The following is a 23,666-nucleotide window of genomic DNA, read 5'->3' on the forward strand; positions in this document are numbered from 1 at the left end:
GCCGTCCCACCGACACCGCGCAGGAGGCCGCGTGATCCGGGTCCTCGTCGCCGACGACGAGCCGCTCATCAGGGCCGGCATACGGATGATCCTCACCTCGGCCGACGACATCGCCGTCGTCGCCGAGGCGCGCGACGGCCGGGAGGCAGTGGAGACCGCGCGCGCCACCGCGGTCGACGTGGCGTTGCTGGACATCCAGATGCCGGTGATGGACGGACTGACCGCGCTGGCCGAGATGGGCCGGGCCGCGCCCGGGGTGCGGGTGCTGATCCTGACCACGTTCGGGGAGCGGGAGAACGTGTTGCGGGCGCTGGGCCACGGCGGTGCGGGCTTCCTGCTGAAGGACTCCGCGCCGCAGGAGCTGATCCACGCGGTCCGCGCGGCGGCGGTCGGCGACGCCTACCTCTCCCCCGCCGCCACCCGGCACGTGGTGGACACCCTCGCCTCCCCCGCCGCGACCGCGCGCGCCGAGGAGGCACGCCGCCGGCTGGCCGGCCTCACCGAACGGGAACGCCAGGTGCTGGCCCTGCTCGGGGAGGGCCTGTCCAACGCGGACGCCGGGGCCCGGCTGCACATGAGCGAGGCCACGGTGAAGACGTACGTCAGCCGCATCCTGACCAAGCTGGACTGCGACAACCGGGTGCAGGCCGCGCTCCTGGCCCGCGACGCGGGCCTGGAGCCGGCCGGCGGGTGAGCTGCGGTCAGCGCTCCAGGCTGCCGTTGAACCGGCGGGGCAGCCCGAGCGGGTTGTCGTCCCTGAGCTCCGGGGGCAGCAGCGCCTCGGGGGTGCCCTGGTAGACGACGGGCCGCAGCCAGCGCTCGATGGCCGTGCCGCCCACCGAGGTGGACGTGGAGGTCGTCGCCGGGTACGGGCCGCCGTGGTGCTGGGCCGGGGCGACGGCGACACCCGTCGGCCAGCCGTTCACCAGCACGCGTCCCGCGAGGGGCGTCAGCTCCCGCACCAGTTCGGCCCCGCGGCCCTGCCCCGCCGCCTCCTCGGAGGACAGCTGCACGGTCGCGGTGAGGTTGCCGGGGAGCCGGGACAGCACCGCGCGCACCTCGGCCTCGTCCGTGTAGCGGGCGACGACGGTGACCGGTCCGAAGCACTCCTCGAGCAGCAGGTCGTGGTCGCCCTCGCGGGTCAGCCGCTCGGCCGGGACGGTGAGGAAGCCGGCGCTGACGGTGTGGTCGCCGCCCGCGCCCGCCGTCACCGGGGAGTCCACGTCCGGCAGTTGGGCGCGCTCGGTGACGCCGGCGAGGAAGTTGTCGCGCATGCGGTGGTCGAGGAGCACGCCCGGGTCGGTGTCGCTGACCGCGTCCGTGAGGGACTTCAGCAGCGCGTCGCCGGCCGCGGAGGCGGGGGCGAGGACCAGGCCGGGCTTCACGCAGAACTGGCCGACGCCCAGCGTCATCGAGCCGGCCAGCCCGGCGCCGATGGCCTCGCCGCGCTCGGCGGCGGCGGCCTCGGTGACGACGACCGGGTTCAGCGAGCCCAGTTCGCCGTGGAAGGGGATGGGGACGGGCCGGGCGGCGGCGGCGTCGAAGAGGGCCCGGCCGCCGCGGACGGAGCCGGTGAAGCCGGCCGCCGTGATCAGCGGGTGCCGGATCAGCTCCAGGCCGGCCTCGAAGCCGTGCACCAGGCCGAGCACGCCGTCGGGCACGTCGTGCCGGGCGGCGGCCCGCCGGATCACCCGGGCGACCAGTTCCGACAGGGCGGGGTGGTCGGGGTGGGCCTTGACGACGACGGGGCAGCCGGCCGCGAGCGCGCTCGCGGTGTCGCCGCCGGCCACGGAGAAGGCGAAGGGGAAGTTGGACGCCGAGTAGACGGCGACCACGCCCAGCGGGATCTTGTAGCGGCGCAGGTCCGGGACCGGCGGGGTGGCGGTGTCGTCGGGGTGGTCGACGACGACGTCGAGGAAGGCGCCCTCCTCGACGATGCCGGCGAAGGCGCGCAGCTGGTAGCAGGTGCGGGCGAGTTCGCCGGTGAGCCGGACCGGGCCCAGCGCCGTCTCGGCGTCGGCGGCCTCGACGAGCCGGTCGCGGGCGGCCTCCAGTTCGTCGGCGGCGGAGCGCAGGAAGGCGGCGCGGACGGTGCGGTCGGTCAGCGCCTCGCGCGCCTCGTCGGCGGCCCGGACGGCGGCGTCCACCTCCTGGGCTGTGGCCTCCACCGCAACCTGCTCACGCTGCTTCCCGGTTCGGGGGTCGACACTCCAGACTGGTGCTGCTGCCACCGCGGGTCCCTCCACTTGAATGCCGCATGCAATGCCGCAGTATGTACGTCACCCACGAGAGTGTTCGATATACTGAACACCGTCTCTGTGGGTGAATGCGCTTCGGAGACTATTTCCCGGCGAACGAAGGGGTCAAGGGCGATGTCGGCTGGCGAGACAGGCGGCGGGGCGCAGGTCAAGTCCGCGGTGCGGACCGTTGAACTGCTCGAATACTTCGCCGGGCGCCCCGGGATGCACTCCCTGGCGGCGGTCCAGGAGGCCGTCGGCTACCCCAAGTCCAGCCTGTACATGCTGCTGCGCACGCTGGTGGACCTCGGCTGGGTCGAGACGGACGCGACGGGCACCCGGTACGGCATCGGCGTACGGGCGCTGCTGGTCGGCACGTCGTACATCGACGGCGACGAGGTCGTCGCGGCGGCCCGGCCCACGCTGGACCGGCTCTCCGACGACACCACCGAGACCATCCACCTGGCCCGCCTGGACGGCACCAACGTCGTCTACCTCGCCACCCGCCAGTCGCAGCACTACCTGCGCCCCTTCACCCGGGTCGGCCGCCGGCTGCCCGCCCACTCGACGTCACTGGGCAAGGCGCTGCTGAGCACGTACACGGACGAGCAGGTGCGCAAGATGCTCCCCGAGACACTGCCCGCGCTCACCGAGAACACCCTCACCGACCGGGAGAAGCTCATCGAGGAGCTGCACCAGGTGCGGGAGCAGGGCTTCGCCGTGGACCGCGAGGAGAACACCCTGGGTCTGCGCTGCTTCGGTGTGGCGATCCCCTACCGCACGCCCGCGCGGGACGCCATCAGTTGCTCGGTGCCCGTCGCCCGGCTCACCCCGGCGCACGAACAGATGGTGAAGGACGCCCTGTTCGACGCCCGCGACCGGCTGACCCTGGCCACCCGGAGGCTCTGACCCGTGGACGTCGCCCTGCGCCCGGTGCACGACAGCGACCTGCCCGTCTTCTACCGGCAGATGAACGACCCGGAGGCGCTGCGCATGGCCGCCTTCACCCCGGAGGACCCCGCCGACCGGGACCGCTTCGACGCCCACTGGGCGCACATCCGCAGCTCCCCGGAGATCGTGGCGCGCACCGTCCTCGCGGACGGCGACGTGGTGGGGACGGCATCCGTCTACGGCGAGGCGGGCGAGCGCGAGGTGACGTACTGGATCGACCGCGCCTACTGGGGCAAGGGCATCGCCACGGCCGCGTTGCGCGCCCTGCTGGCGGAGGTCACCGACCGTCCGCTGTACGCGCGCGTGGCCGAGGACAACGCGGGCTCGCTGCGGGTGCTGCGCAAGTGCGGCTTCGAGATCACCGGGAAGGCACGGGCGTACGCACCGGGGCGGGGCGCGGACACGGACGAGCTGGTACTCGGACTGGAGGGCTGAGCCGCCCCACGGGGTGCCTGTGGGACCGGTGATCCCAGGACGCCGGGTCGGACCGCTCACCCAGGGGCGCGGGCAACCGCGCGCCAAGCCCCCACCGACCCGGCCTGCGGCCGACCTGCCCGCGACGGGTGCGCCTGGTCCCGCGCGGCGGGGTGAGCGGGCTCACGCCCGGCGGGCGGCCGTATGAACAGCCGATGAGAATCCCCGCGGACGGGAACGCTCCGCCCCCTCCCGCTCGTCTGTCCGGACGCGATGAACAGGACCATCAGGCGTGCCTCCGTCTTCACGCTGCTCCTGGTGCTCGCCCTGCTGGTGCGGGCGACCTGGGTGCAGTTCTACGAGGGCCGGGCACTGGCGGACGACAAGGACAACCGGCGCAACGCGATCGAGACGTACGCGGAGCCGCTCGGGAACATCGTCGTGGGCGGTGAGGCGATCACCGGCTCGGCGCGGACGAAGGGCGGCGACCTCGCGTACAAGCGCACCTACACGGACGGACCGCTGTACGCGGCGGTGACGGGCTACGCCTCGCAGGCCTACGCCCCGACCCAGCTGGAGGGCATCTACGCGGACCTGCTCAACGGCACCGACACCCGGCTGAGGTCGGTGATGGACACCGTCACCGACCGCCGGGCCGGCCCGGGGAGCGTGGTGACGACGATCGACCCGGCGGTGCAGAAGGCGGCGTACGAGGCGCTCGGTGACAAGAAGGGCGCCGCGGTGGCCATCGACCCGGAGACGGGCCGGATCCTCGCCTCGGTGTCCACCCCGTCGTACGACCCGACGGCGCTGACCGACGCGAACACCGCGGGCGAGGCCTGGACGCGGCTCAACGCGGACAAGGACAAGCCGCTGACCAACCGCGCGCTGCGCCAGCCCCTGCCGCCGGGCTCGACGTTCAAGCTGGTGGTGGCGGCGGCCGCGCTGGAGGACGGCCTGTACGCCTCGGTGGACGACCCGACCGACAGCCCCGACCCCTACCCGCTGCCGGGCACGAGCAAGGACCTGGGCAACGAGAATCCGTCCGCGCCCTGCGAGGACGCCTCGATCCGGGTCGGGCTTCAGTACTCCTGCAACAACGTCTTCGGGAAGATGGCCGTCGACCTGGGGCAGGACAAGGTGCGGGCGATGGCGGAGAAGTTCGGCTTCAACGACGAGAAGCAGGACGTGCCGGTGCGCGCCTACCCCAGCGTCTACCCCTCGGACATGGACGACCCGCAGACCGCGCTCAGCGGCATCGGCCAGTTCGACGTGACGGCGACGCCGCTGCAGATCGCGATGGTCTCCGCGGCCCTCGCCAACGGCGGTGAGCTGATGTCGCCGCACATGGTGTCCCGGGTGACCGACAGCGGCGGCGACGTGCTGGAGGACCACGACGAGGACGCGTCGGCCAGGCGGATCGTCAGCGAGTCGACCGCCGGGCAGCTCCGGTCGGCGATGGAGACGGTGGTCTCCAAGGGCACGGGCACCAACGCTCAGATCGCCGGCGCCACGGTGGGCGGCAAGACCGGCACGGCGCAGCACGGCGAGAACAACAGCAAGACGCCGTACGCCTGGTTCACCTCCTACGGCGAGTCGGACTCGAACGGCAGGAAGGTCGCCGTGGCGGTCCTGGTCGAGCAGTCCGACGCGGCCCGCTCGGAGGTCAGCGGCAACGGCCTGGCGGCCCCGATCGCCAGGGCGACGATGAAGGCAGCCCTCAAGGACTGAACCCGCACAGCACCGGGCCGCCCCCTGTCCTCCAGGGGGCTGCCCGTCCGTGTCAGCGGAGCCGGTCGAACGCGAGGTCGGCGTCGGCCGCCGCCTCGGGGTGGACGTCCCCGGCGGTCCGGCCGTCGGCGATCCGCTGCCAGTTGACGCGGGCGAGGACCTGGAGAACGGCGAGCGCCTGGGCGGCCCGCAGGCGCGCCTCGATCCCCTCGCCGAGGGCGTCCGCCAGTGCCTCCTCGTCCTCCAGCCGGTACCGCGCGAGGCGCCCGGCGAGGCTCGGGGTGCCGAACACCAGCCGGTGGAAAGCGACCACCTCGGGGTGGTCGTTCAGGCCGGTGACGGGGTCGCGCCGGTCGAGTCCGGCCCGGAAGTGGCGGTGCAGTGCCGTCATCGGCTCCACGCCGGGAGCGCGGTCGCGGACGACCCGTGCGGCCTCGCCCTGGTGGTCCTTGAACAGGTGCAGCACCAGGTCTTCCTTGGTGGGGAAGTACCGGAAAAGGGTCGGCTTGGAGATCTCGGCCGCCGCGGCGATGTCGTTCACCGAGACGCGGTCGAAGCCGTGTTCCAGGAACAGCGAGACGGCCGCGTCGGCGATCGCGTCGTGCGTCCGCTGCTTCTTGCGGGCGCGCAGTCCCGTCGGCTCGTGCATGAGCCCACCGTAACATTTGTTACCGAGTTGCTTTTTTAACTCGGTAACGTTTTCATGGCGGCATGCATCCCACGAACACTCCTCCCGTACTGGTGACCGGGTCGACGGGCCGGATCGGCCGCCTGGTCGTCGGCCGGCTGCTCGACGCGGGTGTGCCGGTCCGCGCCCTCGTCCGCCGCCCGGACGCGGCGGCGGCGCTTCCCGCGCAGGCCGAGATCTTCACCGGCGACCTCACCGAGCCCGGGTCCCTCGATCCGGCGCTGACGGGCGCGGCTGCCGTCTTCCTCGTCTGGACGGCTCCGCCCGACACGGCGGCGGCGGTCGTCGAACGCCTGGCGGCCCGCGTACGGCGCGTCGTCTTCCTCTCCTCCCCGCACCGGACGCCGCACCCCTTCTTCCGGCAGCCCAACCCCATGGCGGATCTGCACGCGCACATCGAACGGCTGATCACAGCGGCCGGGCCGGAGGCGACCATCCTCCGCCCCGGCATGCTCGCGTCGAACGCGCTGGCCTGGTGGGCGCCCGCGATCAGCGCCGGCCAGGCCGTCCGGTGGCCCTACGGGGCCGCCGAGACAGCGCCGGTCGACGACCGGGACGTCGCGGCCGTCGCGGCGCGCACGCTGTACGACCCCGGCCTCACCGGAGGCGACCATGTGCTCACCGGCCCCGAGTCACTGACCCAGGCCGCGCAGGTGCGGGTCATCGGGGAGGCCCTGGGACTCCCGGTCCCCTTCGAGGAGATGACACCGGAGGAGTTCCGCCGCCTGTCGGAGGGCACCGCGCCCGCCGCGGTGGTGGACATGCTGCTCGGCGCGTGGAACGCGGCGGTCGGGCGGCCCGCCCACGTGACCACCGCGGTGGCCGACCTCCTCGGTGAGGCGCGGACGTTCCGCCGCTGGGCCGCCGACCACGCCGCCGCGTTCCGGCCGCCGGCCTCCTAGCCGACGCCGAGGAGCTGTTCGATCGGGTCGATGGCGAAGTGGACCAGGAACAGTGCCGCGGTGCCCCACAGCAGCCAGTGGACCTCCTTGGCGCGGCCCAGCACCGTCTTGATGAGGACGTAGGCGAGGAAGCCGGCGCCGATGCCGTTGGTGATGGAGTAGGTGAACGGCATCACGGCGATGGTGAGGAACGCCGGGACGGCGATCTCGTAGCGGTCCCAGTCGATGTGCTTGACCTGGGTCATCATCAGGAAGCCGACCGCGACCAGCGCGGGGGCCGCCGCCTGCAGGGGGACGATGGTGAGCAGCGGGGTCAGGAACAGGGCGAGGCCGAACAGGGAGCCGGTGACCAGGTTGGCGAAGCCGGTGCGGGCGCCCTCGCCGACGCCGGCCGCCGACTCGATGTAGGAGGTCGCCGACGAGGCGGAGGCGGCGCCGCCCGCGACGGCCGCGGCGCCGTCGATGAGCAGCACCTTGCCGAGGCCCGGCACCTTGCCGTCCTCGTCCAGCAGGCCGGCCTCGGCGCTGACGCCGACGACGGTGCCCATGGTGTCGAAGAAGTCCGACAGGATCAGGGTGAACACCAGCAGTACGACGGTGACCACGCCGATCTGGCCGAACGCGCCGAACAGGCTGAACTGGCCGAGGAGGCCGAAGTCGGGGGCGTCGACGACCTTGTCGGGGAACTCCGGGGTGGTCAGACCCCAGGTGTCCACGTCGGCGAGCGCGTTGACGACGAGCGCCACCACGGTCATGGTGACGATGCTGATGAGGATGGCGCCGCGCACCTTGCGGGCGAGCAGTCCGACGGTGAGCAGCACGCCCACGCAGAACACCAGCATCGGCCAGCCGGTGAGGGTGCCGGTGCCGCCGAGCTGCACCGGCACGGTGGTGTTCGCGGCGTCGGGGATGCGGGTGACGAACCCGGCGTCGACGAAGCCGATCAGCGCGATGAACAGTCCGATGCCGACACTGATCGCCTGCTTCAGCGGCTGCGGAATGGCGTGCATGACGGCCTCGCGCAGCCCGGTCACCACCAGGACGCAGATGAGCAGGCCCTCCAGCACGATCAGGCCCATCGCGTCGTCCCAGCTCATCAGCGGGGCGATCTGGTAGGCGACGACCGCGTTGAGTCCCAGCCCGGCGGCCAGGGCGAGGGGCAGGTTGCCGCCGACGCCCATGACGATCGTCATCACGGCGGCCACCAGGGCGGTGGCGGTGGTGAGCTGCACCGGGTCGAGCTGCTCACCGAACTTGTCCTTCGCGCCGCCCAGGATCAGCGGATTGAGGACGAGGATGTACGCCATCGTGAAGAAGGTGGCGAAGCCGCCGCGTATCTCCCGGCCGAACGTCGAGCCCCGTTCGGTGATCCGGAAGAACCGGTCGACACCCGTCACCGTGGACGGCCCGGCGCCCCGCCGTTCGGCCGTCTTCTCTGCCTCGGACATGCAACTGCTCCTCGATGAGCGGGAGATGATGATCTGCTGAACGCTGGCTGGATTGTGCCCGTGCCGTACGTCGTTCCGGTGTGCTTCGTGTGACGGATTGGCATACCGGCGGGCCGGACGGCGTCCGGCCCGTCGTACGTGACGTCACGCGCGCGGCGCGGAGTCCAGCCAGGCGTACAGCTCGTCCTGCATCGGGGAGGCGAAGGTGTGGCCGTGCTCGGGCCAGACCCGCAGTCGCAGCCGCTCCTCGGCGCCCCAGGCCCGCCAGACGGAGCGCAGCCTGGCGTACGCGTGCCGCACCCCGTCGGCGGGGAAGTGGGGGTCGCGGGCGCCGTGGAAGAACAGCGTCGGCTTGGGCGCGGCGAGGCTCGCCACATCGGGAATGTCCAGGTGGCGGGCGAGTCCGGGGTGCAGCATGTGGAACGCCGACTGGCCGCGCAGGGTGTTGTTGGCGGGCACCGTCATCTGCTTCAGCCCGGTCATCCAGCAGACGCTCGCCGCGGCCGTCACGTGGTCGCTCAGCGCGGCGGCCTGCCAGGCGCGGTAGCCGCCCATGGACCAGCCGGCGGCGGCGACCCGGCGGGCGTCCACCCGGTCGAGCCCCGCGAGGAAGGCGGCGGCGCGCTGGTCCTCGCGGGCGTGCAGTCCGGCGAGGGAGGAGCCCAGCTGGTAGAGGGTGCTCGCGAGCGCCTGCTGCTCTTCGTATACGAGCGGACCGCGTTCGCCCCAGCCGAGCGCGTCGAGACAGAGCACGACGTGGCCGCGACGGGCGAGTTCGTCGCCGGGGAAGCGCCCGTCGAAGTGGCGCCCGGCCCACTCCTCGGCGGAGGCGAGCCGGGTGTCGTCGTACCAGGGCCGTACGCACTTCTCCTTGCCGATGTCGAACCGGGAGCCGTGGTCGTGCAGCAGCAGGACCGCCGGGAAGGGGCCGGGGCCGTGCGGGGTGAGCAGGGCGCCGCGGACCCGGGTGCGGCGGGTGAGGGTGACCTCCACCAACTCCCTCGCGTACCCGCCCCCTTCAGGACCCGGGGTGTACTGGGGGTCGTAGGGCAGGGCTGGTTCGGCGGGGACGACAAGCGTGCCCTCCACCGTGGCACGGGTCGCCCGACGCCAGCGCGCGGGGTCGCGGACGGGTGAGGTCCCCCAGGCGAGCGGGAACGTCAGGTCGTCCTTGAGCGCGTCGAGCAGGCCGGGCGGTCCTGGCAGTCCTGGCACTGAGGTCATGCCCGAGGCCGCCAGTCGCCGAGCCAGGCCTGGCGGGTGTGCGCGGCGGCCTGGGCAGGAGTGAGCTGCGGCCGGTTCGCGGGGACCGTGACCACCGCGCCGGGGCCGGTGTTGCGGTGCTCGGCGAACCGCTGGTCCTGCCAGGGGTACCCGCTCGCCATGTTCGTGTACGGCGCCACGGCGTCGATGCCCGCGCCGAGGTGTGTGTCGCGGACGGTGAGCATGGGCCGGGCGGTCGGGTCGGAGCTGGGCACCCAGGGGCGGGCCAGCTTGTAGGAGCCGTCGGGGGCCTCGCCGCTGATCCGGCTGCCGGTCACGAGGAAGCCCTGCGGGTTCGCGACGGCGGTGGACGGCGCGAAGACGAAGCCGAACGGGGCGGACGTCAGGTCGGGGCGGGTCAGCGTGTGGAACCGGCACCGGTCGAAGACGGCGGTGGCCCGGCCGAAGACGAAGTCGACGTCGCCTTCGGCGTAGCAGTGGGCGAAGTACTGGCGGGCGACGGTGTCCAGGGAGGCCGAGTCCGCGTAGAGGGTGTCCTGGTGGCCGAGGAACCGGCAGTGCAGGAAGGTGCTGCGGTCGCCGGTCACCTTGACGGCGACGGCCTGGGTGCCGCCGACGCCGGGGTGGTCGGCGCGCAGCCAGTCGTTGGCGAAGGTGATCCGGTGGGCGGTGAAGCCGTCGGGGCGCAGGGTGGTGGTGGCGGAGCCCGAGGTCCCGTAGGTGCCGGAGCCGTCGGGTTTCGGGGTGCCGGCCGCGTTGTCGTACACGACGACCACGTCACGGGGGTTGTCGGAGGCGCCGATCCAGGTCATGTCCGTGCGGTCGGCGGGGACGGAGACCGTTTCGCGGTAGACGCCGGGGGCGAGGACGAGGGTGCGTCCGGGGCCGGTGGCGGCGTCGACGGCCGCCTGGACGCAGGTGAAGTCACCGGCGCCCGCCGGGTGGACGTACAGGGCGGAGCGGGTGAGCCGGGCGGAGGGCGAACCGTAGCGGCCGAACGGGGCGCGGGGGCGGCGGCCCGCCTGTGCCGGGGCGGCGGCCAGGGCGAGTGCGGAGCCGGCCCCGGCGCCGGCCAGCAGGACGTTCCTCCGGGACGGATGCGCAGGCATACGGGTGCTCCTTCGGGGGACTTGGGTGGAGGGCCGGTGCGGTCCGCTGTGGGGGCGGACCGCACCGGCGTCCCGGCAGGACGGGCGGGTCAGCGCAGGCGGCCGGCGCCCGCGCCGAGGTGGACCAGGGCAGGGACGGCCCAGGCGGGGTGCACGGCGGTGCGCAGGGTGGGCGTCCAGCCCGCGCCGGAGCGCAGGGTCTCCTCGGGGATCTCCGCGTTGTGCACGGCGATCAGGTCGACGGGCCTGCCGTTGACCAGGTTGTGCCGGGCGGTGAGCGGCGAGTCGTTCCAGCGCTTGAGGACCTTCGCCGGGCTGACGCCCTGGGGCAGGCTGAACGCGTTGTGTTCGGCGACGAGTTGGGACTCCTTGCCGACGCCGAAGCTGTAGCCGTAGCCGGAGCCGGCCCTGAAGTGGTTGTTGTAGACGTCGACCTGGCCGAAGCGCACGCGCGGTGTCCGCTCGGTGAGGTCCGAGAACAGATTGTGGTGGAAGGTCGCCTTCAGCTTGCCGCGGTCGCCCACGGCGGTGGACTCGCTGTCGCTGTTGCCGATGAGGATCGTCTTGTCGTGCTCGGTGAAGACGTTCCAGGAGGCGGTGACGTAGTTCGCGCCCCGCACGACGTCCAGTTCGCCGTCGTGCTGCTGGTAGAGCATGCCGAAGTGGGTCGGGGCCGCGCTGTCGGGGTGCGTGCCGTCGGTGAAGGTGTTGTGGTCCAGCCACACATGGGTGGAGCCGTACACGACGACGGTGTCGTACTCGGAGTTCCAGTTGCCCCGGTCGCCGTCGGTGGGGTCCCACTGCGGGAAGCAGTCGACGGGGCTCTCCAGGGTGAGGTTGCGGACGATGACGTTGTCCACGCCCTTGATCTGCAGGCTGGCGCCCTTGATCGCGGCGTTCCGGCCGACGCCGATGATCGTGGTGTTGGAGGGGACGTTCACCTTGATGGCCGCGTCCTGGTTGGCGGCGGAGACGCGGCGCAGGCCCTCGGGGCTGTCGTCGGGCTCGTCGGTCAGGTCCCGGTCCAGGCCCCAGGTGTCGGGGGCGTACGTCTCCAGGTAGGCGTCGAAGTCGTAGCCAGGTGCGGCGAGCGCGTCGCAGCCGGCGGCGACGGCGTCGAGGGTGCCCTTCACCTTGATGATCCTCGGGGCGTCCCCGCCCTCCGCGAGGGCCGCGGTGAACTGGGCCCAGTCGGTCACGGTGCGGACCCGCGCGGTACCGGCGGCGGCGCCTCCGGTGGTGCCGGTGCCGTACGAGGCCCAGCCGTCGCCCGCGGGCAGGGTCTGGCGGGCGGGGTCGCGGTGCGCGGGCGTGTGGGCCTGCGCGGCGGTACCGGTCAGGGCCAGCACGAGCGCGGTGCAGCCGGCCAGCACACCGGCTCTCCTGGCATGAGCATGCCATACATGAACGTTCATGGTGCGGCTCTCCTGTTCGCAGGGATGTGAAGCGCCCTCTCAGGGGCGCGGGGAACTGCGCGCCCGGCCGGGGACGGCCCGCAGCCGAAGACCAACGGGCCGTCCCGAACCGACGTCACCCCATCTGCTCGTCCCACTCGGCCTGAGCCTCGTTCAGCTGCTCGGCCAGCCCGTCCAGGAAGGCCTTCGCACTCATGTCCCCGAGCAGCACCTTCTGGAAGTTCGGCTCGTTGTCCGCCTTGGAGATGGTGTTCCAGTCCGGCAGGTAGTAGGGCAGCTGCACGATGGTGGTCGAACCGTCACTCAGCGCCTCGGCCGCCAGCTTGGTCGGCTCCGCCTTGCCGATCCACGCGTCCTTCGCGGCGTCCGCGTGCGCCGGCACCTGCCCCGCCGACTCGTTGAACTTCGAGTTCGACTGCGCCGAGGTGGCGAACTCGATGAACTTCCAGGCCGCGTCCTTGTTCTTGGAGCTCTTGAACAGGCCGATGCCGTCGACGGGGTTGGACACCTGCACGCGCTTGCCGTCGGGGCCGACCGGCTGCGGGATGCCCCGGAACGTGCCCGCGCCCAGCGCCTTCACATGGTCCTGGTACGAACCCAGGTTGTGGTTCAGCATGCCGATCTCGCCCGAGTCCCACTGGGCGACCATCTTGGTGAAGTCGTTGTTGAGGTCGGCGGCGGGGGTGACCTTCTTGAACAGGCCCGCGTACTTCTCCAGCGCCTTGACGTTCTTCGGGTCGTTGACCGTGGTCTTCTTGCCGGTGGAGTCCCAGAACGTGGTGATCCCGGACTGCCCGTACACCGCGTCGAGGGCCTGGGCGATGGAGCCGGCGCCGCCGCGGATGGTGTAGCCGAAGCGGTTGCCGCCCTTGTCGGTGAGCTTCTCCGCGGCCGTGAAGAACCGGTCCCAGGTGGTCGGCTCCTCCAGGCCCGCCTTCTCGAACATGTCGGTGCGGTAGTACAGAACACCGTTGTTGGCGGAGGTCGGCACGGAGTACAGCTGGTCGTCCCCGCCGCCGGCCGCGCGCAGCGACTCGATCATGTCCTTGTTCAGCTTGCCGTTGAGCGACGAGCCCTCCAGCCGCTCGTCGAGAGGCTCGAGCGCGCCCTGGGCGGCGAAGCCCGCGAGCATCGACGCGCTGATGCCGCCCACGTCCGGCAGGCCGCCGCCCTGGATGGCCGTGTCGACCTTCGACTGGTACTCGGTGGAGGCGATGCCGACGTACTGGACGTCGATGTCCGGGTTGGCCTTCTCGAAGTCGGCGATGATCGCCTTCCAGATGTCGGTGCGGACACCGCCGTTGTTGTCCCAGAAGACGATCTTCCCCGTGCCGCTGCCCTCGGCGCCCTTGTCGCCGCCCGCACCGCTGCCGTCGTCACCGCAGGCGGTGGCGGTCAGGGCGAGGACGGCACCGAGGGCGACGGCCGCCGACGTGCGGCGGCGCCTGCTGCCCGTGCTGGTTCTGAGAATGCTGATCTTCATCGGTCGGCTCTCTTCTCCTGGATGCGGATCCTGAACTGCGTGAACGTGGCGGTACCGGCGTGTCCCTGACCGGTGGGCGCCAGGGCGACCAGGCCGAGCAGAGCGCCGACCCAGCGCCAGGGGGTTGCGGCGAAGACCTGGCCGGAGGGGCGGAACCCGCCCCAGGGGCCGTGCTCCGTGCCGCCCCCGGTGCCGTCCCCTGTCTCGTACGAGAAGCGGCAGCGCGCGCCGGCGTCGATGTCGACGCGCAGCCGGGCCCGGCCGTCGGGGACGGGACGCGGGGGCGCGGCGTCCCGTTCCTGCTCCGCGGCCGTCTCGGCGAACCGGTGCACCAGGTGCACCGTGCCGTCCGTCCCGCGCCGAAGGCCGATCCAGCTGTAGGCGTCCCCGAGGACCGCGAGCCCGGCGCGCGCCCCGGGTTCGGTGCCGTCGAGCCGCAGGTCCACCTCGACGGTGCAGGGGGTACCGGGCAACCGCTGGGTGAGGACGTGGGGCAGCAGGCGCAGGTCGTGGGCGTCGGCGCTGCGGACGCAGGTGAGCCGCAGGCCGTCGGCGGAGTGGTGGGTGGCCCAGCCGTCCCGGGGGTTGGCGGTCCACTGCCACTGGCGGCCGGGACGTCCGCCGGGGAAGTCGTCGTCGGTGGCGGGCGCGGCGGGCGGCTGCGGCGGCAGGTCCGGGCGGCGGTGCTCGGTGACGGGGGCACCGTCGTCCCCGATCACCGGCCAGCCGCCGTCCTCGTCCCACCGCATCGGCTGGAGGTGGACGACCCGGCCGTAGGGGCCGCGGTGCTGGAAGTGCAGGAACCAGTCCTCGCCGGACGGGGTGCGCACCCAGCCGCCCTGATGCGGGCCGTTGACGTCGGTGTCCTTCTGCTCCAGGACCACCTTCTCCTCGTACGGGCCGAAGAAGGCGCGGGAACGGAAGGCGCCCTGCCAGCCGGTTTCCACTCCCCCGGCGGGGGCGAGAATCCAGAACCAGCCGTCGTGCTTGTAGAGCTTGGGCCCTTCGAGGGTGAACCAGCCGGGGATGCGGTCGCCGTCCACGATCACCATGCCCTCGTCGAGGAGTTCGGTGCCGTGCGGGTGCATCCGGTGGCCGGTGAGGCGGTTCTTGACGCCGGAGCGGGACTTGGCCCAGGCGTGCACGAGGTACGCCTCGCCGCTCTCGTCGTCCCACAGGGGGCAGGGGTCGATCAGGCCCTTGCCGGCCTTCACCAGGTGCGGGCGGGTCCACGGGCCGCGGATCGCGGGGGCGTTGACCTGGAAGATGCCCTGGTCGGGGTCGCCCCAGAAGATCCAGAAGCGCCCTTCGTGGTGGCGCAGGGACGGTGCCCATACCCCGCAGTCGTGCCGGGGCACCGCGAACTCGCCCTCGGGTTCGAGGCGTTGCAGGGCGTGGCCGACAAGGCTCCAGTTGACGAGGTCGCGGGAGTGCAGCAGGGGCAGTCCGGGGGCCCGGCCGAAGCTGGAGGCGGTGAGGTAGAAGTCGTCGCCGACGCGGATCACGTCGGGGTCGGACCAGTCGGCGTTCAGGACCGGGTTGCGGTAGACGGGCCCGGCCGGGTCGGCGCTCACGGGCTCACCGCCTCGGCGACCAGGGCGGCCGCCTCCTCGCGGCCGAGCCGGCCGTCGGCGACGACGGTGACGACCCGGCGCTCCACCGTCTCCCCCGGCGGGAGCGGCAGCCGTGCGTCGTACGCGAGGGAGGAGCCGACCCCCGGGTACTCGCCGGTCCGGACGAACCAGGGGTCGCGTCGGGTCGCCCCGGTGGCCCCGGCGAAGACCAGGGTCCAGGTGGAGCCGGCCAGGGCGAGCCAGTCGGCGGTCCGCCCGTGCACCGCGTCCGTCCCCTCGGAGCCGGGGGTGAACACGTCCGGCGCCGTGTCCTCCTTGCGGGCCCGCCAGAAGAAGCCCCCGTAGGCGGCGCCGGGGCGGCCGTTGGTGGCGGGGCTGCCGACGGACAGCGGGCGTCCCGAGACGTTGGTGAGGGCGAAACTGAGGTCGAGGGCCCACGCGCCGGCGGTGAGGGCGGTCGCGGTGACCGTGCGCTGTTCACGCAGCAGTTCGCCGGGCGCGGCCATCCAGCGCAGCTCCTCGGTGAAGCCGTCGGCCTCGCGCCGCTGGTAGGCGGTGTGCCGCTGGGCGCCGTGGTTGTCCAGCTCGGTGGACCCGCGGTCGCGGACGTAGGTGCGTCCGCCCCAGAAGTTGAACCCCTCGACGTCGGGGACGGCGACACCGACGCCGAGGTGGTGTGCGTGGTCGGCGGGGCTCAGTTCGGTGACCGCCGTGCCGGCCAGGGTGGTGACGGGGTGCAGGAACGGCCGTGGGGAGAGCCGGGCCGGCAGCTCCGGCCGGGTGACGTAGCGGCCGACGGGCCGGCCGGCGACGCGCAGCACCACGGAGTCGTTGCCGGTCATCGGGTGCTCACCACTTTCGGCAGGTGGTGGTGGGCGGGCCGGGCCCAGGGGGCGCCCAGCTCGGAGTAGAGGGACAGGCCGTCCGCCGAGGCGGCGACCAGGGCGTCGACGCCGGGGACGACCCGGCGGTCCTCGCCGGGGACGCGGTGCCAGGCCTCGGCGGGCAGCGGGGCCGGGTCGGGGGCGCTGCGGATCGCCTCCACGACCTGCATGAAGGCGCCCGTGTCGTCGGGGGTGACCAGCAGCGGGGTGCCGTCCCGGAGGTGGGCGGCGAGGTTCTCCAGCAGGTCGGTGCGGCCGAAGCGCAGTTCCTCGGGGCCGTGGCCCGCGCGCTGGAGCAGCACGCGGTCCTGCTTGTACCAGAAGGTGATCCGGCCGCTGGTGCCGTGCACCACCACGTACGGCTCGTCGGCCCGCTCCGCGCACAGGGTGGCGGCGACGGTGACCGAGCCGCCCTGCACGGTGGTGACGCGGACGCAGGAGGTGTCGTCGGACTCGATGTCGTGGGCGCGCAGCAGTTCGGTCTCGATGTCGGCGACGTCCTCGGCGCGGGTGCTGCCGGCGAGCGCGAGGGCGGTGGCGACGGCGTGGGCGAGGGGGTTGGTGAGCGCCCCGTCGACCACGTCGACACCGTCGAGGCGCCGCCGGCCCGCCCAGGGCGCCCGCCGGAAGTACGCCTCCGGGCGCACCCAGGCGCCGGCCCCGCCGACCCCGGTCACCCGGCCGACGGCGCCCTCGTCGACCAGGCCGCGGATCGCCGGCAGGGCGTGGGAGCCGAGCGACTGGAAGCCGATCTGGCAGGCGACGCCGGCCGCGGCGACCCCGTCGGCCATCCTGCGGAACTCGGCGTACGACGGTGCCGGGGGCTTCTCCAGCAGCAGGTGCACACCCCGGGAGGCGGCGGTGAGGGCGAGGTCCGTGTGGGTGGGGATGGGGGTGCAGATCACCGCGGCGCGGGCGCCGGTGGAGTCGAGGAGCGCCCCGAAGTCGGGCGACTGCGGCGGGAGTTCGCCGCCGAACTCGTCTTCGGTGAGCGGGGTGAGCTCGCAGACGCCCACGAGCCGTACGACGCCTGCCGCCTGCAGCCCGCGGATGTTGTCGACATGCCAACGGCCGTGGCCGCGGGCGCCGGCGAGGACGACGGGCAGCGGGGTGCCGGGCGCGGTCGGGGGGGCGCTCATCCCTTCACCGCCCCCGCGCTGAACCCGGTGATCAGCCACTTCTGGATGAAGGCGAACACGACCACGACGGGGACGGCCGCGATGATGCCGCCCGCGGCGAGCGCGCCGAGGTCGACGCTGTCGGCGCTCATCAGGGTGTTGAGGCCGACCGGGATGGTCTGCTTCTCCTGGTTGTTGAGGAACATCAGGGCGAACAGGAAGTGGTTCCAGGAGTGCACGAAGGCGAAGGAGCCGACGGCGATCAGGCCGGGCCGCAGCAGCGGCAGCACCACCACCCGGAAGGCCCGGAACCGGTTGCAGCCGTCGACCCAGGCGGCCTCCTCCAGGGAGTACGGCACGTTCTTGATGAAGTTGCTGATCAGGATCATCGACAGCGGCAGCTGGAACACCGTCTCGGCGAGGATGACGCTGCCGAGGGAGTTGATCATCTGCAGTTCGGCGAAGATCTCGAACAGCGGGACCAGGAGCAGCGCGCCGGGCACGAACTGGGAGCAGAGCAGCGCCAGCATGAACGCCCGCTTGACCTTGAAGTCGAACCGGGCGAGGGCGTAGCCGCCGGCCAGGGCGACCAGGGTCGTCATGACCAGGGTGGCGACGCCGACCAGGACGCTGTTCTGGAAGAAGGTGCCGAAGCTCCGGTCCGTCCACACCTTCTCGAAGTGGGCGGTGGTCATCGGCCAGGGCACCAGCGAGGTCGAGCCCGCCGGGCGCAGCGCGAACAGCAGGATCCAGTAGAAGGGGATCAGGGTGAAGACGAGGTAGATGCCGAGCGGCAGGTAGATCTGCCAGCGCGGTGCCTCGTCCCAGGCCCGGCGCTTCTTCGCGGGCCGGGGCGGTTCCGGGACGGCGGGCGCGGGGGCGGGGGCGGCCGCGGTGGCCTCCTTGGTGATCACTTCTCGCCTCCGAACTTGCTCAGCCGCAGGTAGACCATCGAGCAGAAGAGCAGGATCACGAACGCCACCGTGGTCAGCGCCGACGCGTAGCCGAAGTCATGGGCGTCGACGGAGGTGTTGGCGATGTACAGCGGCAGCGTCGTGGTCACACCCGCGGGTCCGCCGCCGGTCAGCGTGTAGAGCAGGTCGACGTTGTTGAACTCCCACACGGCGCGCAGCAGCGTGGAGAGGATGATGGCGTCCTTCAGGTGCGGCAGCGTGATGTGCAGGAACTGCTTGATCCGGCCGGCGCCGTCCACCTCGGCGGCCTCGTACAGGTCCCTGGAGACGGACTGGAGGTCGGCGAGGATGAGGATCGCGAAGAAGGGGACGCCGCGCCACAGGTCGGCGACGACCGCCGCCGGGAACACGGTGGAGGTGTCCGACAGCCAGCTGACGCCGTACTCGCCGACGCCCATGTCCGCGAGGTAACGGGTGATGCCGGTCTGGGAGTTGTAGAGCAGCACCCAGATCGCGGAAGTCAGCACGCCGGAGACGGCCCACGGGGAGAAGACCAGCGCGCGGCCGAGGGCCCGGCCCACGAAGGTCTGGTTGACGATGAGGGCGAGGGCGAGTCCGAACAGCAGTTGCAGGCCGACCTCCACGAACACCCACTTGGCGCTGAAGACCAGGGTGTCCCAGAAGAGGGGGTCCTCGGTGAAGATGTGGGTGAAGTTGTCGAGGCCCGCGAAGCCGTTCCGCCAGGGCTTGGTGGGGTTGTACTCCTGCAGGCTGTACCAGAAGACGCTGAGCACCGGGTAGGCGATGAACCCGAGCATGAGCAGGGCGGCCGGCGCGATCAGCAGGTAGGGGAGTCTGCGGGGTGTGGCGGAGGCACGGCGCCGCCTCGGTGGCGCGGGCGGTTTCGCCACGGCTGCGGCTTGGGCCATGACTGTTCTCCGTTTCTCGGTACGTCGTGCTGTGCGGTGCCTGGCTGGGTGGCTCTCGTGCGCGGTAGGAAGCGCTTTCTGCATGGGTGTGCGGGGGCCGTGTCCGCCCGTGCGGGCGGGTCAGCCCGCGTACGGGTCCTGGACGGTGCCCGGGCGGGCGAGGAACTCGAAGTCGCAGCCGGTGTCGGCCTGGGTGATCTGGTCGTTGTAGAGCGCGCCGTAGCCCCGCTCGTACCGCGCGGGCGGCGGTGTCCACTCCGCGCGGCGCCGGCGCAGCTCCTCGTCGTCCACGTCGAGGCTGAGGGTGCGGTTCTCGACGTCGAGGGTGATCGGGTCGCCGGTGCGCACCAGCGCGAGCGGTCCGCCGACGTACGACTCGGGGGCGACGTGCAGCACGCAGGCGCCGTAACTCGTGCCGCTCATGCGGGCGTCGGAGATACGGACCATGTCCCGCACGCCCTGCTTGAGCAGGTGGTCGGGGAGCGGCAGCATCCCGTACTCGGGCATGCCCGGGCCGCCCTTGGGCCCCGCGTTGCGCAGCACCAGCACGCTGTCGGCGGTGATGCCCAGCGCCGGGTCGTTGATGGTCCGCTGCATCTCCCTGTAGTCGTCGAAGACGACGGCGGGACCGGTGTGCTTCAGCAGGTGCGGCTCGGCGGCGATGTGCTTGATGACGGCGCCGTCCGGGCAGAGGTTGCCGCGCAGCACGGCCACCCCGCCCTCGGCCGCGACCGGGTTGTCGCGGGTACGGATCACGTCGTCGTCGTGCACCCGCGCGCCGGCGAGCTGGTCGCGCAGGGTGTCGTGGCAGACGGTGGGCCGGTCCAGGTGCAGCAGGTCCGGGATCCGGGAGAGGAACCCGGGCAGCCCGCCCGCGAAGTGGAAGTCCTCCATCAGGTACGTCTGTCCGCCCGGCCGCACGTTGGCCAGCACCGGGACGGTGCGGGCGACGCGGTCGAAGTCGTCGAGGGTGAGCTTCACTCCCGCGCGTCCGGCCATGGCGATCAGGTGGATGACGGCGTTGGTGGAGCCGCCGAGCCCGAGGACGGTCGTCACGGCGTCCTCGAAGGCGTCCGCGGTGAGGATGTCGCCGATCCCACGGCCCTTGTGGATCAGGTCGACGATCGTCATGCCCGCCTTCGCGGCCATCCGGTCGTGTCCGGAGTCGACCGCCGGGATGCTGGAGGCGCCCGGAACGGTGACGCCGAGCGCCTCCGCGGCGGCGGTCAGCGTGGACGCGGTGCCCATGGTCATGCAGTGGCCGGGCGAGCGGGCCAGACCGCTCTCCAGTTCCTGCATCTCGCAGTCGCCGATGACACCGGCCCGCTTGTCGTCCCAGTACTTCCACATGTCGGTGCCGGAGCCGAGGGTCTCGCCGCGCCAGTGCCCGGGCAGCATGGGCCCGGCGGGGACGAACACGGCGGGCAGTCCGGCGCTCGCGGCGCCCATCAGCAGGGCGGGCGTCGACTTGTCGCAGCCGCCCATCAGCACGGCCCCGTCGACCGGGTACGAGCGCAGCAGCTCCTCGGTCTCCATGGCGAGGAGGTTGCGGTAGAGCATGGGGGTCGGCTTCTGGAAGGTCTCGCTGAGGGTGGAGACCGGGAACTCCAGCGGGAAGCCGCCCGCCTGCCACACGCCCCGCTTGACAGCCTGCGCGCGGTCGCGGAGGTGGACGTGGCAGGGGTTGATGTCGGACCAGGTGTTGAGGATGGCCACGACCGGCTTGCCCAGGTGCTCCTCGGGCAGGTAGCCGAGCTGGCGGGTACGGGCGCGGTGGCTGAAGGAGCGCAGGCCGTCGGTGCCGTACCACTGGTGGCTGCGGAGCTCTTCGGGGGACTTCATATCGACCATCCGGCGGCGATGGCGGCGACCTCGGCGCGCTCGCTCTCGGGCAGCGGCCTGCTGGGCGGGCGGACCTCGCGGCGGCACAGCCCGAGGGAGGCGAGGGCCTCCTTGACGACGGTGACGTTGTTGGCGGAGCCGTTGGCGGCGCGCAGTTCCTCGAAGCGGCGGATCTGCTCCCAGACCTTCATGGCGGTCGGGTAGTCGCCGGAGCGCAGCGCCTCCAGCATGGTCAGCGACACCGACGGGGCGACGTTGACCAGGCCCGAGGTGAAGCCGGTCGCCCCGGCGGAGAAGTAGGAGGGGGCGTACGGCTCGGCGAGCCCCGCCACCCACACGAAGCGCTCCAGTCCCGCGTCCCGGGCGAACGCGGCGAACCGGGCGGCGTCCGGCACCGCGTACTTCACGCCGATCACGTTCGGGCAGGCGTCGGCGAGTTCGGCGAGCCGGGCGCCGGTGAGCTGCGCGTTGCGGAGGTAGGGGACGACGCCCAGCTCGGGCACGGCCTCGGCGATGGCCCGGTGGTAGTCGACCCAGCCGCTCTGCGAGACGTAGGGGTGGACGGGCTGGTGCACCATCACCATCTGCGCGCCGAGGTCACGGGCGTGCCGCGCGGAGGCGACGGCGGTGGGCACGTCGTGGCCCACGCCGACCAGGATGGCGGCCCGGTCGCCGGCCTCCTCGACCGTCAGCTCGGTGACGAGGCGCCGCTCGGAGGGGGTGAGGGCGTAGAACTCGCCGGTGTTGCCGTTGGGGGTGAGGGTGGTGATGCCTCCGTCGAGGAGGCGGCGCAGCAGCACCCGGTAGGTGTCCGGGTCGACGGAGCCGTCCTCGGCGAACGGGGTGACGGGGATCGCCACCACGCCGGCCAGGGCCGCACGCTGCGGCTCGAACGACGGGGACCCGGCCGCGCGGTGTGCGCGCGCCTGGGTGGGAGACGTCGTCATGCCTGACCGTCCTTCCGGGATTCCTCCGCCGCCGCGAGATCCGCCGCGAACTCCGCCTCGAACTCCGCCTCGGGGAACGCGCGTCGCACGAAGGACGCGATGTGCGCGTGCAGGGCCCGCGCGGCGCCGTCGGCGTCCCCGGCGAGGGCCAGGTCGAGGATCACGCGGTGCTCGTCGGCCTCCCGCTCCCAGGAGGGGTCGGCGGCCCAGGCGACCGCGGAGACCAGGGCTGCCTGGTCGCGGACCTCGTCGAGCATCCGGCCGAGCAGCGGGTTGCCGCAGGGCACGTACAGCGCGCGGTGGAACTCCCGGTTGGCGAGGGAGCGTTCGGCGGTGTCGGTGGCCTGGGCGGCCCGGGTGAGCGCCTCGCGGGCGTCGTTCAGGGACGCGCCTCGGCGCACGGCGCGCTTGAGCGCCTCGGGTTCGAGCAGCAGCCGCACGTCGTAGACCTCGCGCGCCATGTCCGCGTCGACCATGCGCACCGTGACGCCCTTGTACTGGCTCATCACCACCAGGCCGGTGCCGGCCAGGGTCTTGAGCGCCTCACGCACCGGGGTCTTGGACACCCCGAACTGCGCGGCGAGGTCGGTCTCGACCAGGGCCTGGCCGGGGGTGAACCGGCCGGTGAGGATGCGGCGTTTGATCTCTTCCAGCACGTACTGCGTGCGGGAGGGGATCGGCGTGGGCACAGAGGTCATGCGCGCCTCTCGGATCTCGCGTCGGATCGCGTATCGGATCTCGCGTATCGCGTCTCATATATGACGTACGAAGTACGACGCGGATGACCGTAGGAGTGACCCGGGGTTTCGTCAATGCTTCTGACAGAGGAAGGTGCGATTGCTTCTCACGAGGCGGTCGCGGCTCCTGTGGAGGGTGCGGGCGGAAGCTGCCGGGAGCCGCCGGCGGAAGGAGCCCGTCCGGCCGGGCGAGGGGGGTCCGGTTGACGCGCGTACGGGCGGCGGGTCCGGTGCTGTCCGGACGGCGTGCATACGGCGCGGGGACGTGCCGTCGTCCGACGCGCACCGCGGACTTACCGTCGTCCCACGCGCACCGCAACGGCGTCCGGGCGGCGCCGGACCGCCTGCTCCCGCGAGGCGGCGAAACGCGGAACGCCCCACGTCGCCGCCGTCACCGGGCTGCGGGGCTCTCAGGACGGGCCCGGACCGCGCTCCCCCTCCGCGCGGTCCGGGCCGTCCTCACGCCTGCCGGGTCCAGCCCGGGTCGCGGCCGCTGAGGCCGAGCGTGCGGTCCAGCAGCGGGGCGCCGGCCGGGACGGGGACGAGGGGCCCGAAGATGCCCTCGCCGCGGTCGCCCTCCTCGGCGGCGGCCCGGAGGAAGGCGTGCGCGCTCTCCAGGGCGGCGGGGTCGGGCGTGTACGGCTGCCCGGTCGCGCGCGCCAGGTCCCAGCCGTGGACGACCAGTTCGTCGAGGGCGACGGCGGCGGTGACCTCGCCCGGCATGTCGATGCCCCCGGCGCGCGTCATGCCGGTCCAGGCCGCCGGATCCCGCCAGGCCTCGGCGAGTTCGTCGAGCGCCTTGGGCAGTTCGGCGCGCCAGGCGGGTCCGACGTCCGGCAGGGCGGCCTGCGGAGCGGTGTCCGTGGTGGCCCCCAGATCCTTGCGGCCCGCGTCACGGAAGGCGACGGACAGTCCGAGGAGGTGGCCCAGGACATGGCGTACGGCGTACCGGGGGCACGGTGTACCGTTCGCCAGCTGCGCGTCGGTCACCCCTTCGGCCAGGCGGGCGACGATCCTGGTCTGCGGTCCGAAGTCGAGCGGAGTGTCGGTCATGGCTGCTCCCGGGAGGCGGTGGCGTACGAAGGGGTGACCGGACGCGGCCGCGGAACTCATCGGTGA

21 protein-coding genes are annotated in these 23,666 nt (G+C 72.6%); 5 read left to right on the forward strand and 16 right to left on the reverse strand.

The window, feature by feature from the left end:
- Window positions 1–31 precede the first annotated feature (31 nt).
- Complete coding sequence (locus B100_RS0125315) at window positions 32–694, forward strand: response regulator transcription factor (RefSeq protein WP_024887212.1); 663 nt, start codon at window positions 32–34, stop codon at window positions 692–694.
- A 7-nt stretch (window positions 695–701) separates the two neighbouring features.
- On the opposite strand, the gene B100_RS0125320 is transcribed toward B100_RS0125315, so the two are convergent.
- Window positions 702–2,231: an aldehyde dehydrogenase (NADP(+)) gene (locus B100_RS0125320; protein ID WP_078541177.1), complete on the reverse strand. Its 1,530-nt coding sequence runs from the start codon at window positions 2,229–2,231 to the stop codon at window positions 702–704.
- A 141-nt stretch (window positions 2,232–2,372) separates the two neighbouring features.
- On the opposite strand from B100_RS0125320, the gene B100_RS0125325 reads away from it, so the two are divergent.
- From B100_RS0125325 to B100_RS0125335, 3 genes are all read left to right on the forward strand, one after another.
- Complete coding sequence (locus B100_RS0125325; RefSeq protein WP_024887214.1) at window positions 2,373–3,146, forward strand: IclR family transcriptional regulator; 774 nt, start codon at window positions 2,373–2,375, stop codon at window positions 3,144–3,146.
- A 3-nt stretch (window positions 3,147–3,149) separates the two neighbouring features.
- Window positions 3,150–3,623 (forward strand): GNAT family N-acetyltransferase, encoded by a 474-nt coding sequence (locus tag B100_RS0125330; protein ID WP_024887215.1) that lies wholly within the window; start codon window positions 3,150–3,152, stop codon window positions 3,621–3,623.
- A gap of 252 nt (window positions 3,624–3,875) precedes the next feature.
- The gene (locus B100_RS0125335) at window positions 3,876–5,333 is read left to right on the forward strand and encodes a penicillin-binding transpeptidase domain-containing protein (protein ID WP_024887216.1); all 1,458 of its coding nucleotides are present in this window, start codon (window positions 3,876–3,878) and stop codon (window positions 5,331–5,333) included.
- Between the two features lie 52 nt (window positions 5,334–5,385).
- Here the strand turns inward: B100_RS0125335 and B100_RS0125340 are convergent, their stop codons facing one another.
- A complete protein-coding gene (locus B100_RS0125340; protein ID WP_024887217.1) occupies window positions 5,386–5,982 on the reverse strand; it encodes a TetR/AcrR family transcriptional regulator in 597 nt (198 codons plus the stop codon).
- A 62-nt stretch (window positions 5,983–6,044) separates the two neighbouring features.
- On the opposite strand from B100_RS0125340, the gene B100_RS0125345 reads away from it, so the two are divergent.
- Complete coding sequence (locus B100_RS0125345; RefSeq protein WP_024887218.1) at window positions 6,045–6,923, forward strand: SDR family oxidoreductase; 879 nt, start codon at window positions 6,045–6,047, stop codon at window positions 6,921–6,923.
- Here the strand turns inward: B100_RS0125345 and B100_RS0125350 are convergent.
- The 14 genes from B100_RS0125350 to B100_RS0125415 all read right to left on the reverse strand — a co-directional run bounded on the left by B100_RS0125350 (window position 6,920) and on the right by B100_RS0125415 (window position 23,600).
- Window positions 6,920–8,371: an NCS2 family permease gene (locus B100_RS0125350; protein WP_024887219.1), complete on the reverse strand. Its 1,452-nt coding sequence runs from the start codon at window positions 8,369–8,371 to the stop codon at window positions 6,920–6,922. The genes B100_RS0125345 and B100_RS0125350 overlap by 4 nt on opposite strands.
- Before the next feature lie 144 nt (window positions 8,372–8,515).
- On the reverse strand, window positions 8,516–9,595 hold the full coding sequence (locus tag B100_RS0125355) for a dienelactone hydrolase family protein (RefSeq protein WP_024887220.1): 1,080 nt from the start codon (window positions 9,593–9,595) through the stop codon (window positions 8,516–8,518).
- On the reverse strand, window positions 9,592–10,704 hold the full coding sequence (locus tag B100_RS0125360; protein WP_024887221.1) for a pectinesterase family protein: 1,113 nt from the start codon (window positions 10,702–10,704) through the stop codon (window positions 9,592–9,594). Before B100_RS0125360 ends, B100_RS0125355 begins: the two co-directional genes overlap by 4 nt.
- An 89-nt stretch (window positions 10,705–10,793) precedes the next feature.
- The gene (locus B100_RS0125365) at window positions 10,794–12,119 is read right to left on the reverse strand and encodes a polysaccharide lyase family 1 protein (RefSeq protein WP_024887222.1); all 1,326 of its coding nucleotides are present in this window, start codon (window positions 12,117–12,119) and stop codon (window positions 10,794–10,796) included.
- Between the two features lie 115 nt (window positions 12,120–12,234).
- Window positions 12,235–13,602 carry an ABC transporter substrate-binding protein gene (locus tag B100_RS0125370; RefSeq protein ID WP_024887223.1) on the reverse strand — a complete coding sequence of 456 codons (1,368 nt, stop codon included), beginning with the start codon at window positions 13,600–13,602 and terminating at the stop codon, window positions 12,235–12,237.
- Window positions 13,599–15,176: a glycoside hydrolase family 43 protein gene (locus B100_RS0125375; protein WP_024887224.1), complete on the reverse strand. Its 1,578-nt coding sequence runs from the start codon at window positions 15,174–15,176 to the stop codon at window positions 13,599–13,601. The genes B100_RS0125370 and B100_RS0125375 overlap by 4 nt, the downstream gene beginning before the upstream one ends.
- Window positions 15,173–16,018 (reverse strand): DUF6807 domain-containing protein, encoded by an 846-nt coding sequence (locus tag B100_RS0125380; protein ID WP_024887225.1) that lies wholly within the window; start codon window positions 16,016–16,018, stop codon window positions 15,173–15,175. Before B100_RS0125380 ends, B100_RS0125375 begins: the two co-directional genes overlap by 4 nt.
- The gene (locus B100_RS0125385; protein WP_024887226.1) at window positions 16,015–17,199 is read right to left on the reverse strand and encodes a Gfo/Idh/MocA family protein; all 1,185 of its coding nucleotides are present in this window, start codon (window positions 17,197–17,199) and stop codon (window positions 16,015–16,017) included. The genes B100_RS0125380 and B100_RS0125385 overlap by 4 nt, the downstream gene beginning before the upstream one ends.
- The gene (locus B100_RS0125390; RefSeq protein ID WP_024887227.1) at window positions 17,196–18,092 is read right to left on the reverse strand and encodes a carbohydrate ABC transporter permease; all 897 of its coding nucleotides are present in this window, start codon (window positions 18,090–18,092) and stop codon (window positions 17,196–17,198) included. The genes B100_RS0125385 and B100_RS0125390 overlap by 4 nt, the downstream gene beginning before the upstream one ends.
- Window positions 18,089–19,021, reverse strand: coding sequence for a carbohydrate ABC transporter permease (locus B100_RS0125395; RefSeq protein WP_024887228.1), 933 nt, complete (start codon window positions 19,019–19,021; stop codon window positions 18,089–18,091). Before B100_RS0125395 ends, B100_RS0125390 begins: the two co-directional genes overlap by 4 nt.
- A gap of 120 nt (window positions 19,022–19,141) precedes the next feature.
- Window positions 19,142–20,872: an L-arabinonate dehydratase gene (gene araD / locus B100_RS0125400; RefSeq protein ID WP_024887229.1), complete on the reverse strand. Its 1,731-nt coding sequence runs from the start codon at window positions 20,870–20,872 to the stop codon at window positions 19,142–19,144.
- Window positions 20,860–21,810, reverse strand: a complete 951-nt coding sequence (locus B100_RS0125405; RefSeq protein ID WP_024887230.1) for a dihydrodipicolinate synthase family protein — start codon at window positions 21,808–21,810, stop codon at window positions 20,860–20,862. The genes araD and B100_RS0125405 overlap by 13 nt, the downstream gene beginning before the upstream one ends.
- A complete protein-coding gene (locus B100_RS0125410) occupies window positions 21,807–22,508 on the reverse strand; it encodes a GntR family transcriptional regulator (protein WP_024887231.1) in 702 nt (233 codons plus the stop codon). Before B100_RS0125410 ends, B100_RS0125405 begins: the two co-directional genes overlap by 4 nt.
- 498 nt (window positions 22,509–23,006) lie before the next feature.
- Window positions 23,007–23,600 carry a TIGR03086 family metal-binding protein gene (locus B100_RS0125415; protein WP_024887232.1) on the reverse strand — a complete coding sequence of 198 codons (594 nt, stop codon included), beginning with the start codon at window positions 23,598–23,600 and terminating at the stop codon, window positions 23,007–23,009.
- Window positions 23,601–23,666: the final 66 nt, after the last annotated feature.

The sequence above is a fragment of the Streptomyces sp. CNH189 genome, assembly GCF_000527195.1.

Bases quoted from the DNA above. Each gene is read 5' to 3' on its own strand.
- B100_RS0125325 (WP_024887214.1), top strand. From the start codon at position 2,373: ATGTCGGCTGGCGAGACAGGCGGCGGGGCGCAGGTCAAGTCCGCGGTG.
- B100_RS0125335 (WP_024887216.1), top strand. From the start codon at position 3,876: ATGAACAGGACCATCAGGCGTGCCTCCGTCTTCACGCTGCTCCTGGTG.
- B100_RS0125340 (WP_024887217.1), bottom strand. From the start codon at position 5,982: ATGCACGAGCCGACGGGACTGCGCGCCCGCAAGAAGCAGCGGACGCAC.
- B100_RS0125345 (WP_024887218.1), top strand. From the start codon at position 6,045: ATGCATCCCACGAACACTCCTCCCGTACTGGTGACCGGGTCGACGGGC.
- B100_RS0125350 (WP_024887219.1), bottom strand. From the start codon at position 8,371: ATGTCCGAGGCAGAGAAGACGGCCGAACGGCGGGGCGCCGGGCCGTCC.
- B100_RS0125355 (WP_024887220.1), bottom strand. From the start codon at position 9,595: ATGACCTCAGTGCCAGGACTGCCAGGACCGCCCGGCCTGCTCGACGCG.
- B100_RS0125360 (WP_024887221.1), bottom strand. From the start codon at position 10,704: ATGCCTGCGCATCCGTCCCGGAGGAACGTCCTGCTGGCCGGCGCCGGG.
- B100_RS0125365 (WP_024887222.1), bottom strand. From the start codon at position 12,119: ATGAACGTTCATGTATGGCATGCTCATGCCAGGAGAGCCGGTGTGCTG.
- B100_RS0125370 (WP_024887223.1), bottom strand. From the start codon at position 13,602: ATGAAGATCAGCATTCTCAGAACCAGCACGGGCAGCAGGCGCCGCCGC.
- B100_RS0125380 (WP_024887225.1), bottom strand. From the start codon at position 16,018: ATGACCGGCAACGACTCCGTGGTGCTGCGCGTCGCCGGCCGGCCCGTC.
- B100_RS0125385 (WP_024887226.1), bottom strand. From the start codon at position 17,199: ATGAGCGCCCCCCCGACCGCGCCCGGCACCCCGCTGCCCGTCGTCCTC.
- B100_RS0125395 (WP_024887228.1), bottom strand. From the start codon at position 19,021: ATGGCCCAAGCCGCAGCCGTGGCGAAACCGCCCGCGCCACCGAGGCGG.
- araD (WP_024887229.1), bottom strand. From the start codon at position 20,872: ATGGTCGATATGAAGTCCCCCGAAGAGCTCCGCAGCCACCAGTGGTAC.
- B100_RS0125405 (WP_024887230.1), bottom strand. From the start codon at position 21,810: ATGACGACGTCTCCCACCCAGGCGCGCGCACACCGCGCGGCCGGGTCC.
- B100_RS0125410 (WP_024887231.1), bottom strand. From the start codon at position 22,508: ATGACCTCTGTGCCCACGCCGATCCCCTCCCGCACGCAGTACGTGCTG.
- B100_RS0125415 (WP_024887232.1), bottom strand. From the start codon at position 23,600: ATGACCGACACTCCGCTCGACTTCGGACCGCAGACCAGGATCGTCGCC.